The organism is Pseudomonas sp. USTB-Z, assembly GCF_019691255.1.
GTDB lineage: Bacteria > Pseudomonadota > Gammaproteobacteria > Pseudomonadales > Pseudomonadaceae > Aquipseudomonas > Aquipseudomonas alloputida.
This window is the reverse complement of sequence record NZ_JAECZP010000003.1, coordinates 141,733-154,137: the sequence shown is the minus strand read 5'-3', so window position 1 is coordinate 154,137 and position 12,405 is coordinate 141,733. Positions and strand designations below refer to the sequence as shown.

Here is a 12,405-nt window from a genome sequence, read left to right as displayed (position 1 = left end):
TGCTGCAGGATTTGAACAATGGAATATTTGCTGGAACTCGCCGCTAGCCCTACCGCCTGGGTTGCCCTGGCTACGCTGGTGGCCATGGAAGTTGTACTGGGCATCGACAACCTGATCTTCATCTCGATCCTGACCAACAAACTGCCGGTGGAGTACCGCTCCAAGGCGCGGCGTATCGGTATCAGCATGGCCTTGGTCATGCGGCTGGCCTTGCTCAGCACCGTGGCCTGGATCGTCCAGTTGACCGACCCGGTGTTCGAAGTGTTCGGCAACGCCTTCTCGTGGAAGGATGTGATTCTGATTGCCGGTGGTTTGTTCTTGCTGTGGAAGGCGACCAAGGAAATTCACGAAAACGTCGACCCGCATGGCGCCAAGGAGGAAGCCAAAGTCTCCTCCACGGTTACCCTGGGCTTTGCTGCGGCGATCTTCCAGATCCTGCTGCTGGACATCGTCTTCTCGGTCGACAGCATCATCACCGCCGTGGGCATGACCGAGCACCTGCCCATCATGATTATCGCCGTTATCACGGCTGTGATCGTGATGATGGTGGCCGCCGACCCGCTGGCCAACTTCATCAACGACAACCCGACCGTGGTCATGCTGGCGCTGGGCTTCCTCATCATGATCGGCATGACGCTGATCGCCGAAGGCTTTGGCGCCCATGTACCCAAGGGCTATGTGTATGCGGCCATGGCGTTCTCGACGGCTATCGAGGTCCTCAACATCCTGGCCCGCCGAGCGCGTCTGAAGCGTGAGGCGGCTGAAGGTTGATGTAAAAAAGGGGCGCTTCGCGTCCCTCTCGCGGACAAGCCCGCTTCCACAGGTACCTCGCGTGGCACTGACATTGCGAATACCTGTGCAGCGGGCTTGTCAGTGAGTGGGGTTCGGGAAATCCTGAGGTTAGCTCACCCCGGCATGCCGCCGCGCCCGCCTTACTGGCTGTGGCTTGGCGGGTGCCTGCGGTGGCAGGTGGTGTGCATGACGCCGCACGATACGCAGTACACCCCACAGCATGGCGGCTGCGACGCTCAGCCACATGCCTACCAGCATGAGAATTGCCATGGTCAGGCTCATCTGTGCCTCCATCTTTGCGGCAAGCGCTTGATTGGCCCGCGTTTACCTTCCAGACACTGCTTTAGTCTAGCCCTTCGTCTGTGACGTTCCATCGAACAATGGTCTATCTCTAGGGCCGATTCGCTCCAAGGCGCTGTCGGACTATACCCGCGCCGCTGTCGGACCTATGATCGGTGGCCAGAGCCGGGCGCTGCCTGCCTGGCGTTGGAACAAGCGAGTGTCCATGGAGCAACATTCCTTCAAGGCTGCCCCCCGGCGGCTACTGGCGGCCTGCCTGCTGGCTGCCACCCTGGCCGGCTGCGCCAGCGCACCGCACGGCAACCTCAAGGGCCTGCCGCAGCGAGTCGAGATCAGCAGCGTGCCGTTCTACCGTGGCAACGCCAACCACAGCGGGGCCATGGCGCTGGCGGCAGTGCTGTCGCAGCAGGGGGCGCCAATCACCCCAGGGCTGCTGGACAAGCCGCTGAACCTGCCCCAGGGCGTTGAAGCGCTGGGCACCGGCATCCCCCGTGTTGCGCGGGAGTACGGCATGGTCGTGTACCCGTTGGACCAACAGCTGGACGCGCTGCTGACCCAAGTGGCGGCGGGCAACCCGGTGCTGCTGCGTTACGAGGACGGTTCGGCCTGGTGGGGCGAGCCCCGTTATGCCGTTTTGATCGGTTATGACCGCTACAAGCAGCGGGTGCTGTTGCGCGCAGGCATGCACCGGCGGCAGGTGATGGCGTTCGACGAGTTTGCCTCGGCGTGGGCGAAGCAAGGGAGTTGGGCGGTTTTGGTGCAGCCACCACGGCAGCTACCGGCCCAAGTGGATCGTCAGCGCTGGTTGCAGGCCGCGGATGAGCTGGCGCGGGCGGGGCAGGAGGTTGCAGCGAAGCAGGCTGTGAATAGCCTGAACAAGTAGTATTGCCTGTCCCGGCCCTTTCGCGGGCACGCCCGCTCCCACAGAAACCATGCAACCTGCACAAATTCTGTGGGAGCGGGCGTGCCCGCGAAGAGGCCAGGCCTGCTTACATCAGAAGCCCAGGCGATCGCGCAGGCTGTAGTACCAGGCACCGATGGCGCTGAACGGCACACGCAGCATCTGGCCACCCGGGAACGGATAGTGCGGCAGGCCGGCGAAGGCGTCGAAACGCTCTGCCTGGCCGCGCAGGGCCTCGGCCAGCACCTTGCCCGCCAGGTGGGTATAGGTCACGCCGTGGCCCGAGCAACCCTGCGAGTAGTAGATGTTGTCGCCAATTCGGCCAACCTGTGGCAGGCGCGACAAGGTCAGCAGGAAGTTACCGGTCCAGGCGTAGTCGATCTTCACGTTCTTCAGCTGCGGGAAGGCCTTGAGCATTTTCGGGCGGATGATCGCCTCGATGTTGGCCGGGTCACGCGCGCCGTACACCACGCCGCCACCGAAAATCAGGCGCTTGTCGCTGGTCAGGCGGTAGTAGTCGAGCAGGTAGTTGCAGTCCTCGACACAGTAGTCCTGCGGCAGCAGGGTGCGTGCCAGTTCTTCGCCCAGTGGCTCGGTGGTGATCACCTGCGTGCCGCATGGCATGGACTTGGCGGCCAGCTCGGGTACCAGGTTGCCCAGGTAGGCGTTGCCGGCAACGATGATGAACTTGGCGCGGACCTTGCCCTGCGGGGTATGCACGACCGGGTTGGCACCGCGTTCGATGCGCACGGCCGGGGTTTGCTCATAGATGATGCCACCCAGCGACTCGACCGCGGCAGCTTCACCCAGGGCCAGGTTCAGCGGGTGGATGTGGCCGCCGCTCATGTCGAGCATGCCGCCGATGTAGCTGTCGCAGGCAACCACTTCGCGGATGCGCTTCTGGTCCATCAGCTCCAACTGATTATGGCCAAAGCGTTCCCACAGGCGCTTTTGCGATTCCAGGTGGCCCATCTGCTTGCTGGTAAGGGCAGCGAATACGCCACCATCTTTCAGGTCGCACTGAATGTTGTACTTGGCCACGCGTTCACGAATGATGCGCCCGCCCTCGAAGGCCATGTGGCCCAGCAGTTGTGCCTGCTTGGGGCCGACGGTGCGTTCGATGACATCAATGTCGCGGCTGTAGCTGTTGACGATCTGGCCGCCGTTGCGGCCCGATGCACCGAAGCCGACCTTGGCCGCTTCGACGACGCTCACCTTGAAGCCGTTCTCCAGAAGGAACAGGGCGCTGGACAGGCCGGTGTAGCCGGCACCGATGATGCACACATCGGTTTCCACCTCACCCTGCAGCGCCGGACGTGGCGGCACCGGGTTGGCCGAGGCGGCGTAGTAGGACTGGGGGTAGGGGGTGTTAGCCATGCTGCAGGAACCTCGTGTTTTATATTTTTAACGAATGTACCGATGCTATCAATAATAATAAACACCCGCTAGTCGTCTGGTGAAAATCCTTTACGGGGCCCCCCTCAGCCCGCCTCTCTATAAAGAGTTTAAGATTCAGTAGGTTAGCGCGAAAAAAAGTGTTGACAGAGTTTTTGTAATGCGTAGAATGCGCACCACACGACAGGCACATAGCTCAGTTGGTTAGAGCACCACCTTGACATGGTGGGGGTCGTTGGTTCGAGTCCAATTGTGCCTACCAAATCGAAAAAGGGGTGATCCGAAAGGGTCACCCCTTTTTTCATTGTCCACTGCCGCGCGAGTGGGAAAACCGCGGCATGGACGCAAAGCGCTTTCATTCGAAAGTTTTTGATTTTTCTCAAAAAAAAGCTTTACAGGTACGCATCGCGCCACTAATATGCGCACCACACGACAGGCACATAGCTCAGTTGGTTAGAGCACCACCTTGACATGGTGGGGGTCGTTGGTTCGAGTCCAATTGTGCCTACCAAATCGAAAAAGGGCGATCAGAAATGATCGCCCTTTTTGCATTTGCGCCCGAAGCAGCGTGTAACGTTTGGTCGCGGTTCGGGGCATACCCGGCGTGCTAGAATCCGCTCCTTCGAATCTGGAGGTACACGCGTGCGCAAACTGGCTGTGGTAATGGCAGTGCTCGCCCTGGCGGGCTGTGAGAACGAGGTCGAAGGCGTGCACAAGCAGGTGGCCGAACACCTGCATAACCCCAAGACTGCCAAGTTCGGCAACGTGCGGATCGACACCCAGGGCACCATCTGCGGTCAGGTCCGTGGCAAGGACGATGCCGGGCAGTACGAAGCTTACCGCAGCTACGTGGCGATCAAGCGCGATGGCCAGTACGACATCATCGTTGACGAAACCGGCAACAACCTGCGTATCCGTGAGCTCTGCGGCGGAGCCGACCTGCAGCGCCGTGCCGAGGCGCTGGCAGACCAGCCGGCGCCCCAGGGGTGGGATGTGGAAGTGGTACAGGGCGCCAACATGGGCGCACTCAGCGATATGACGGCGCGCCTGATCGAAAAGGGCATCCCGTCTTCGGTGGAGTACCGTGACGGCAAGCCGGTGGTGCTGATGGGGCCGTTCCCCACCCGCGAAGAAGCGCAAGCGCGCAGGGATGAAGTGATGGCCAAGCTTGGTACCGATTCGGTGGTCATCCAGCACGGCGCAGCACGCTAGTGTGGTGTTTTGCAAATACGGCCAAAAATCGCTCGCGAGTTATGGTCGTTATTTGTGAAACACCACACTAGAGGCTGTACGCAAAGTCTTGAGACGCAGGTCAGGCTGTTTTCAACGCAGCATGAACAAGTATCAAGGCTTATCGTACAGCGCCTAAGCCGGTACAGTGGCGCCGCGACCAAGGCTTGTGTCAGGCGCTGTTCACACAAGTTTGGCTATGCTTGGGTTGGGAGATGCCAAACGGGGAGGGCCTCATGTCTACACTGGAGCGGGCCATTGCCGTGGCCGCCAGGGCGCATGAAGGGCAATACGATAAGGGTGGGGCGGCTTACATCCTCCACCCGTTACGCGTGATGATGCGGGTTTCCACACCTGAGCAGCGGATTGTGGCGGTGCTTCACGATGTGATCGAAGACACCCCGTTGACCCTGTCCGACCTAGCGCGTGAGGGCTTCGCGCTGAAAATCCTGGCTGCGTTGCTGGCGCTTAGCCGCCGCGAAGGCGAGCCTTACCAGGATTTCGTGGTGCGCCTGGGCGAAGACCCGTTGGCGCGCACCGTCAAGCTGGCTGATCTGGCCGACAACAGCGACCTCTCGCGCATCCCTTGCCCGGGCCCCGCCGACCTGGCGCGGCTGGCCCGTTATCGCCAAGCCAGTGCCTATTTACAGGCGCTGGCCTGAGGATCAACCGCACGCCTTGAGGTTGACCGGCCCCACGAACGCGTTTCCTCGCCCCATCACGCAGGCGACCTGTTGGTTGCGTTGCTGCTCCCAGGCTTGCGGCGGGAAGGTCTTGTTCCAGGCTTCGAACAGCTGGCGGTCCTGTTTGGACAGGCGCAGGTTGTACTGCTTGCTCATGTAGAAGTAGGTGCGGGCGATCATGCCGCGGATCGACGGGCGCGGCATCACCTTCTTGGCCTTGAAGTCGACCTGGGTCAGGCAGCGGCCATACTGGCCGCGTTGTTCTGGTAGCCAGCCGAAGCTGAAGTTGCTGCGGTCGCCATTGACCTCGCCGATGCTTGGCACCAGGTTGTGCAGGTCGGCTTCGGCGCGTTGGTACACTTCGTCATGCTGCGAGCACTGCTTGCGCCCGCCGCTCTGCCAACACTGGCGCTGATGGCCGATCTGCCAGGCGGGTACGATGTGCTCCCACTCGATGCGCGACGCGCGCTGGGCGTTCTTGCGTGGGGTATAGCCGCAAGATGCCAGGTCGACCTTGTTGCCTTTGTATTTACAGCCGCAATAAAACTCGGTTGATTGCGGCGCATAGAGCTTCCAGGCGACCTTCTTGGCCTCCTGGAAGGTGCGCGGGGCGTCGGCTTGAACAAGGGGAGTGGTCAGTAACAGGCAAGCTGCTGCGAAAAGCGAAACTCTCATGCGCAGTCAATCTTCCTTCGGTACGGTCCAGAAAATCTGCACACCGCCATCGTCGCGATGGGCGAGGGTGACGTTGTCGTTTTCTGCAATCTCCTGAAGCAGGGTCTCCCAGTCATCCGGGCTTTCCTGTTCCAGGCGGAAGATCAGCGCCGCACGGCTGCGCTGGGCGGTGGGGCTGTTGATGATCTTCTGGATGCGTACACCCAGCTGTTCATAGCTGCTCGGGGTGGCGGAGGCGGTGCTGGACACAGGATTTTCCTTGTTTTGCTGTATGTGCATACAGTATTTCACTGTAAGTAAATTCGCAACAGCTTGTCAGGGGAAATCCAGCGTTGGTCCGTAAGCCATGACACCGTTCTGAAATGTAAACGATGTTCGGGTTAGTAGTAGTGCAAAGCAAAACCTCTTTTTTGTCCTGGGTATGAAGTGAGACAGGCGGCGACTGAGGCTGCCTGCCTTCTTTGTCGCTTCAGCAGGTTGTTGCGCTGGTGGCTTTCTTCGCGGCCGTACGGATGTGGGTGCCGTACAGCGTCAGGCCTGTGAAGGCCAGGCCGCCCACCAGGTTGCCCAGTACGGTGGGGATTTCGTTCCACGCCAGGTAGTCCATGAGCGAGAAGTCGCCGCCCATGATCATTGCGGAAGGGAACAGGAACATGTTCACGACCGAGTGCTCGAAGCCCATGAAGAAAAACAGCATGATCGGCATCCACATGGCGATCACCTTGCCGCTCACAGAGGTGGAGATCATCGCGCCGACCACGCCCATCGACACCATCCAGTTACACAGCACGCCACGCAGGAAGATCGTCAACCAGCCTGCCAGCCCGTATTGCTCGTAACCCAAGGTGCGGGCCTCACCGATGCTGGCAATTTTCTCTCCCACGGCACCGGGGGAAGCATGGAAACCATAGGTAAAGACGAAGGCCATCATGCAGGCGACCGTAAGGGCGCCGGCGAAGTTGCCGACGAACACCAGGCCCCAGTTGCGCAGAATTCCCCTAACGGTGACCCCGGGACGTTTGTCCAGTAATGCCAGCGGGGTGAGCATGAAGACCCCAGTGAGCAGGTCGAAGCCCATAAGGTAGAGCATTGAAAAACCAACCGGAAACAGTACTGCGCCTAGCAGGGCTGAGCCTGTCTGCACTGCGATGGTCACTGCGAATACGGCCGCCAGGGCCAGAATTGCCCCGGCCATGTAGCTGCGGATCAGCGTGTCGCGAGTGGACATGTGGACCTTTGATGCGCCGGCATCGAGCATCTTGGTGACAAAGTCGGTGGGTAGCAGATAGGACATGGCGGCTCCCTCAGTTGCGGGTCATAGGCGGCACCCCTGAGGGGTGCCGAAGGTTGGATGGGTTTACCAGGAGCGGTATGGCAAGAACTTGCCATTGAGGGTCAACAGAACCCGGTCGCCTTTGGGGTCTTCGATTCGCTCGACATGCATGGAAAAGTCGATGGCACTCATGATGCCGTCGCCAAATTTTTCCTGGATCACGTCTTTCAGGGTCGGGCCATAGACGCCCACGACTTCGTACAGTCGATAGATCAGCGGGTCTTGAGGGATGGACTTGTCCCAGCCCTTGACTGGGAAAGCGGTTAAGGTGGTGGCGACTTGATCATCCAGCTCCAATACCTCGCAAAGATGCGTTGCCACTTCCAGCGGCGCGCTGTTCATGCCATAGCAGACCGATGCAAGCCATACCGGGGCCTTGCCCACTGCGTTGGCAAGATCATCCCAGCTCAGGCCCTTGCGTGCTTTCGCGGCCATGATCAGGTGATGCATTTCAAGTTTGTCCATTATTTCTGCTCCCGCAGTTTGGTTTAAGGTGAACACACCCATAGCGAGAGATGTGCCAATCTCCTGTTTTTTGTATCTGCATGATTTTATTGAGTTATTTTTTGTTTGATGGCGAGGTTTATTTACGAAATTTCGTAAATCACGAACGGTCGTAATATTGTTCACGAAATGTCGTGAAAATCGGTTCGAGGATATCCATCCGTGACAGACGCCGTCGCCCTCGGAGTCGCTGCCGACTCCGCCGTTGCCATGCTGTTAATCCACCCGGTAGATGATCGGGTACTGCAAGCCAACAACGCCGCGCTTGATTTACTGGGCTGCGCCGCAAATGAGCTGCCCGGTCATGCCTTTAGCCATTTTCTGCGAGGGGGAATCGCACTGTGGGTGAGCTTTACGGATGAGGTGCTGACTCAAGGCGAAGCGTGGTCGGACGACCTGCTGCTGGTGGATCTGCAACTGCGGCAAATAGCGGTGGAGGTTTCGGCTAGCGCGGTTGATGGCGGGAAAATTGTACTGGCGGTGCAGCGCCGGGACCTTCTGGAGCAGCGCCGTAACCGTGCAGAGGCGCGCCGCCAACACCGTTTGGGTCACGTGGGATGGGAGCGGATCAGCCAGGTGTTCGAGCGCATCCAGCAGCAAAACCGGCTGATTCTTGGTGCAGTTGGCGAGGGCATCTATGGGCTCGATACCCGGGGCCAGACCACGTTCATCAACCCCGCCGCCGAGCGTATTTTGGGGTGGAGTGCCGTCGACATGATTGGCCAGGATGCCCACCATTTGTTCCACCACAGCCATAGCGACGGGCGTGCGTTCGAGGTCAATCAGTGCCCCATCCATGCTTCGTTCAGCGATGGACAAGTTCATCGCGTGGACCACGAGGTGTTCTGGCACAAGAGCGGCGAACCAATCGCCGTCGAGTACACCAGCACTCCAATCTTCGAGATGGGAAGGCTGGTGGGGGCGGTGGTGTTGTTTCGGGACATCCGCGAACGACAGCGCACTGAAGCGCGCCTGCGCGATGCGCTAAGTGAAGTAGAGCAGTTGAAGACTCGGTTGGAGATGGAAAACCAATACCTGCAGGAGGAAATCAACGCCCACGGCAATCACCACGAGATCGTCGGCGAAAGCCCAGCGGTCAAGCATCTGTTACAGCAGATCGACCTGGTCGCAGCTACCGACGCCAACGTGTTGGTCACCGGCGAGTCAGGCACGGGTAAGGAGCTTGTGGCTCGCGCGATTCATGCCAGCAGCCCCCGGCGCGACCGCCCTCTGATTCGGGTCAATTGCGCCGCGGTGCCCCGTGAATTGTTCGAGAGCGAGTTCTTCGGCCACCTCAAAGGGGCCTTCACCGGAGCGGTCAGCAACCGAGTGGGTCGCTTTGAGTTGGCAGACGGCGGAACCTTGTTTCTCGATGAGGTGGGAGAGATTCCGCTGGAGCTACAAAGCAAGTTGCTCCGTGTTCTACAGGACCGCCAGTTTGAGCCTGTAGGCGACAATCGCACCAGGGCCGTTGATGTGCGAGTTATCGCCGCAACGAACCGTGACCTGCGCGATATGGTCGCCCGAGGGGCGTTCCGGGAAGATTTATACTTCCGCTTGAATGTGTTCCCTATACGCTCGGTGCCCTTGCGGGAGCGACTTGAGGACATTCCGTTGCTCGCCAGCCATTTTCTTGAAAGGGCTAGCCTGGCGTTTAACAAGCCGGGCATTCGCATGTCGCTGACCCAAGTCGCGGTGCTTCAGCAGTACGCCTGGCCAGGCAACATCCGCGAGCTTCAAAATGTGATTGAGCGACAGACCATCGTCTCCCGAGACGGTCGCGTGAGCTTTCATGAGGTTCTGGCGCCAAACGGCCCGTCCAGTGGCCCAGTATCTTCAATTGCACAATGCCAGCCTGAGCCGACTGCCGACAAAGACTGGGAGCGGCAGATGAAGCTGAATGCGATCTCTGTGCTCAAACGAACAGCAGGGAAAGTCTCCGGCGAGGGTGGTGCTGCGCAATTGCTGGGGTTGAAGCCCACAACCTTGGCGTCTCGACTCAAGAAGTGGGGCGTTGATCCGAGAGATTACAAATAGAGCCGCTTGCGCAAGCCAGAGAAGAAACCCGCTGATGCGAGCCCCAGTTGAGTGGCGGCGGGACGGGTTGATCTGGAACGGAAGCATGGCCGGTGATGTGGGGCACCGGCCATGGGGGGTTGATCAGTACTCCCAGAAGATGCGTTGCAGCTCTTTGCTGTCCTGGGTCTTGGTCATTGCCACCATCGCCAGGATCCGCGCTTTTTGCGGGTTCAGGTCGTGAGCCACGACCCAGTCGTTCTTGTCATCCGGCTGTTCGGCGTTACGCAGTACGAAACCACCCTGGTTGACATGCGACGAGCGGATGATCTGCACGCCGTTCTTGCGCAGTTCTTGCAGCGCCGGGACTACCCGCGACGATACCGAACCGTTGCCGGTACCGGCATGGATCAGCGCCTTGGCGCCGTTCTGTGCCAGCGCCTTGTAGGCGGTGTCGGTGACGTTGCCATAGCCATAGGCAATGTCCACCTGCGGCAGGCTGCTGATCTGCTTGATATCGAACTCGGAATTGACCGTATGGCGCTTGGCCGGCAGGCGGAACCAGTACGATTTGCCTTCCACCACCATGCCCATCGGGCCCCAGGCGCTCTTGAAGGCTTCGGTCTTGATGTTGACCGCCTTGCTTACATCGCGGCCGGACTGGATCTCGTCGTTCATGGTCACCAGCACGCCCTTGCCACGCGACTGCTTGTCGCTGGCTACGGCCACGGCGTTGTACAGGTTGAGCATGCCGTCGGCGGACATGGCGGTACCCGGACGCATGGAGCCGACCACCACGATTGGCTTGTCGGTCTTCTCTACCAGGTTGAGGAAGTAGGCGGTTTCTTCGAGGGTGTCGGTGCCATGGGTGATGACGATGCCGTCCACGTCCTTGCTTTCGGCCAGCTCGGCGACGCGCTTGCCCAGCTTCAGCAGGTCGTCATTGCTGATGCTCTCGGAGGCGATCTGCATCACTTGCTCGCCGCGTACGTTGGCGATGTCGGCCAGTTCTGGCACGCCGGCGATGAGCTTGTCGACGCCCAGCTTGGCAGCCTGGTAAGTGGCGCTGTTGGCTGCGCTGGCGCCGGCGCCGGCAATGGTGCCGCCGGTGGCGAGGATGACCACGTTGGCCAGCTTCTGTTGGGTTTCGGCTTCTTTGGCCGAGGCGCTGGATGGCAGGATCAGCAGCAGGGCGAGTGCGCTGGGGGCGAAGGTTTTGAGTGCGGCATTCATCGTTATTGTTCTCGCTTCCTAGTGAGATAGTTATTGAGTCGCGCAGGGCTATAGGCATTTTTCGTACCAAGGCACCACGCGTTGCCTGGGTTGGAGCGGCCTTGCGTTGCAAGGGGCCGCGTAGCAGCCCCGGCAATGTGTGGTGTTGCACCGAGCCGCGCCTGCCAAAGGCAGCATTGCATTCGTAATTCCGAACAAAAAAAGGAAAAGGTGTTCGGGTTTTCGGAAAAGCCTGCATAATCGGCCCCGGCAGCACATTGGCCTCCGACAGCCAAACGGATTTGACAAACAACGGTCCTGTTACCATAGTTGGTCAACGCAAACGTTTGCGATCCGATAAAAAACACAAGATTCGGAGTCATCGTTCATGAAGCTGCCGTTCCCCGGTCGTCTGCTGGCCCTCGCTGTCATTTCCTCGCTTAGCCTCGCCTTGCCATTGTCTGCCGCCCAGGCTGAAGACAAGCCCAAGGTCGCCCTTGTCATGAAGTCGCTGGCCAACGAGTTCTTCCGCACCATGGAAGACGGCGCCAAGGACTACCAGAAAACCCACGCCGACGAGTTCGACCTGATCGCCAACGGCATCAAGAACGAGACCGACACTGGCGAGCAGATCCGCATCGTCGAGCAGATGGTCAATGCCGGCGCCAAGGCGCTGGTGATTGCACCGGCTGACTCGAAAGCACTTGTGTCGGCGGTGAAGAAGGCCATGGACCAGGGCGTGGTGGTGATCAACATCGACAACCGTCTGGACCCTGACTTGCTCAAGAGCAAAGGCATCAGCGTTCCCTTCGTCGGCCCCGACAACCGCAAGGGCGCGCGCCTGGTTGGCGATTACCTGGCCAGCCAGAAGCTCAAGGCCGGCGACCAGGTGGGCATTATCGAAGGCGTGCCGACCACCACCAATGCCCAGCAGCGTACCGCCGGCTTCAAGGACGCCATGGACGCCGCGCAGATGAACATCGTCTCGGTACAAAGCGGCAATTGGGAGATCGACAAAGGCAATGCCGTCGCCGCCTCCATGCTCAACGAATACCCCGACCTGAAGGCCTTGCTGGCCGGAAACGACAGCATGGCACTGGGCGCTGTGTCCGCCGTGCGTGCCGCTGGCAAGGCCGGCCAGGTGCAAGTGGTGGGCTATGACAACATCAATGCCATCAAGCCAATGCTTGAAGACGGTCGCGTGCTTGCCACCCTCGACCAGGCCGCCAGCCAGCAGGCGGTGTATGGCATTCAGGCGGCGCTGAAAATGGTCAAGGGCGAAAAGCCTGATGTCGATGCCGACAACGTCATTCAGACCCCGGTCGAACTCATCACCAAGAAGCCCTGATGCTGCCAGGAGAATC

Annotated in this window: 13 protein-coding genes and 2 tRNA genes; 8 read left to right on the top strand and 7 right to left on the bottom strand. The window is 59.8% G+C overall.

Annotation, left to right across the window (positions count from 1 at the left end; translation table 11 throughout):
- Positions 1 to 18 precede the first annotated feature (18 nt).
- Positions 19 to 771, top strand: a complete 753-nt coding sequence (locus tag I8746_RS04705; RefSeq protein WP_003250551.1) for a TerC family protein — start codon at positions 19 to 21, stop codon at positions 769 to 771.
- Positions 772 to 900: 129 nt separating this feature from the next.
- Here the strand turns inward: I8746_RS04705 and I8746_RS04700 are convergent, their stop codons facing one another.
- Positions 901 to 1,074 carry a hypothetical protein gene (locus tag I8746_RS04700; RefSeq protein WP_012052896.1) on the bottom strand — a complete coding sequence of 58 codons (174 nt, stop codon included), beginning with the start codon at positions 1,072 to 1,074 and terminating at the stop codon, positions 901 to 903.
- 166 nt (positions 1,075 to 1,240) lie between these two features.
- Between I8746_RS04700 and I8746_RS04695 the strand changes: the two genes are divergently transcribed.
- Positions 1,241 to 1,975: a peptidase C39 family protein gene (locus tag I8746_RS04695; protein ID WP_012052895.1), complete on the top strand. Its 735-nt coding sequence runs from the start codon at positions 1,241 to 1,243 to the stop codon at positions 1,973 to 1,975.
- A gap of 111 nt (positions 1,976 to 2,086) precedes the next feature.
- Here I8746_RS04695 and I8746_RS04690 read toward each other — a convergent pair whose 3' ends face one another.
- On the bottom strand, positions 2,087 to 3,370 hold the full coding sequence (locus I8746_RS04690) for an FAD-binding oxidoreductase (RefSeq protein ID WP_012052894.1): 1,284 nt from the start codon (positions 3,368 to 3,370) through the stop codon (positions 2,087 to 2,089).
- Between the two features lie 203 nt (positions 3,371 to 3,573).
- Here I8746_RS04690 and I8746_RS04685 point away from each other — a divergent pair.
- The 4 genes from I8746_RS04685 (at position 3,574) to I8746_RS04670 (ending at position 5,280) form a co-directional block, all read left to right on the top strand.
- Positions 3,574 to 3,650 (top strand) — tRNA-Val (locus I8746_RS04685).
- Positions 3,651 to 3,822: 172 nt separating this feature from the next.
- Positions 3,823 to 3,899: transfer RNA gene (locus I8746_RS04680), tRNA-Val, on the top strand.
- A gap of 131 nt (positions 3,900 to 4,030) precedes the next feature.
- Positions 4,031 to 4,600: an SPOR domain-containing protein gene (locus I8746_RS04675; protein ID WP_012052893.1), complete on the top strand. Its 570-nt coding sequence runs from the start codon at positions 4,031 to 4,033 to the stop codon at positions 4,598 to 4,600.
- 254 nt (positions 4,601 to 4,854) lie between these two features.
- Complete coding sequence (locus I8746_RS04670) at positions 4,855 to 5,280, top strand: hypothetical protein (protein WP_003250560.1); 426 nt, start codon at positions 4,855 to 4,857, stop codon at positions 5,278 to 5,280.
- A 3-nt stretch (positions 5,281 to 5,283) separates the two neighbouring features.
- On the opposite strand, the gene I8746_RS04665 is transcribed toward I8746_RS04670, so the two are convergent.
- From I8746_RS04665 to cynS, 4 genes are all read right to left on the bottom strand, one after another.
- Positions 5,284 to 5,976 carry an endonuclease gene (locus I8746_RS04665; RefSeq protein WP_221100210.1) on the bottom strand — a complete coding sequence of 231 codons (693 nt, stop codon included), beginning with the start codon at positions 5,974 to 5,976 and terminating at the stop codon, positions 5,284 to 5,286.
- Positions 5,977 to 5,982: 6 nt separating this feature from the next.
- Entirely contained in the window at positions 5,983 to 6,225 is a 243-nt protein-coding gene (locus I8746_RS04660; protein WP_004574330.1) for a DUF1654 domain-containing protein, read from the bottom strand.
- Between the two features lie 220 nt (positions 6,226 to 6,445).
- On the bottom strand, positions 6,446 to 7,270 hold the full coding sequence (locus I8746_RS04655) for a formate/nitrite transporter family protein (protein ID WP_060537405.1): 825 nt from the start codon (positions 7,268 to 7,270) through the stop codon (positions 6,446 to 6,448).
- Between the two features lie 63 nt (positions 7,271 to 7,333).
- A complete protein-coding gene (gene cynS / locus I8746_RS04650; protein ID WP_014591564.1) occupies positions 7,334 to 7,774 on the bottom strand; it encodes a cyanase in 441 nt (146 codons plus the stop codon).
- Positions 7,775 to 7,975: 201 nt separating this feature from the next.
- Here cynS and I8746_RS04645 point away from each other — a divergent pair, with 201 nt between their 5' ends.
- Positions 7,976 to 9,850: a sigma 54-interacting transcriptional regulator gene (locus I8746_RS04645; RefSeq protein WP_088512872.1), complete on the top strand. Its 1,875-nt coding sequence runs from the start codon at positions 7,976 to 7,978 to the stop codon at positions 9,848 to 9,850.
- 123 nt (positions 9,851 to 9,973) lie between these two features.
- Here I8746_RS04645 and I8746_RS04640 read toward each other — a convergent pair whose 3' ends face one another.
- Entirely contained in the window at positions 9,974 to 11,062 is a 1,089-nt protein-coding gene (locus I8746_RS04640) for an asparaginase (RefSeq protein ID WP_003250634.1), read from the bottom strand.
- A gap of 367 nt (positions 11,063 to 11,429) precedes the next feature.
- Here I8746_RS04640 and I8746_RS04635 point away from each other — a divergent pair, with 367 nt between their 5' ends.
- Complete coding sequence (locus I8746_RS04635; RefSeq protein WP_012052887.1) at positions 11,430 to 12,389, top strand: sugar ABC transporter substrate-binding protein; 960 nt, start codon at positions 11,430 to 11,432, stop codon at positions 12,387 to 12,389.
- Positions 12,390 to 12,405 lie beyond the last annotated feature (16 nt).

Coding starts and splice junctions, on each gene's coding strand:
- I8746_RS04635 (WP_012052887.1), top strand. CDS start 11,430: ATGAAGCTGCCGTTCCCCGGTCGTCTGCTGGCCCTCGCTGTCATTTCC.
- I8746_RS04705 (WP_003250551.1), top strand. CDS start 19: ATGGAATATTTGCTGGAACTCGCCGCTAGCCCTACCGCCTGGGTTGCC.
- I8746_RS04655 (WP_060537405.1), bottom strand. CDS start 7,270: ATGTCCTATCTGCTACCCACCGACTTTGTCACCAAGATGCTCGATGCC.
- I8746_RS04640 (WP_003250634.1), bottom strand. CDS start 11,062: ATGAATGCCGCACTCAAAACCTTCGCCCCCAGCGCACTCGCCCTGCTG.
- I8746_RS04700 (WP_012052896.1), bottom strand. CDS start 1,074: ATGAGCCTGACCATGGCAATTCTCATGCTGGTAGGCATGTGGCTGAGC.
- I8746_RS04665 (WP_221100210.1), bottom strand. CDS start 5,976: ATGAGAGTTTCGCTTTTCGCAGCAGCTTGCCTGTTACTGACCACTCCC.
- I8746_RS04695 (WP_012052895.1), top strand. CDS start 1,241: ATGATCGGTGGCCAGAGCCGGGCGCTGCCTGCCTGGCGTTGGAACAAG.
- I8746_RS04690 (WP_012052894.1), bottom strand. CDS start 3,370: ATGGCTAACACCCCCTACCCCCAGTCCTACTACGCCGCCTCGGCCAAC.
- cynS (WP_014591564.1), bottom strand. CDS start 7,774: ATGGACAAACTTGAAATGCATCACCTGATCATGGCCGCGAAAGCACGC.
- I8746_RS04670 (WP_003250560.1), top strand. CDS start 4,855: ATGTCTACACTGGAGCGGGCCATTGCCGTGGCCGCCAGGGCGCATGAA.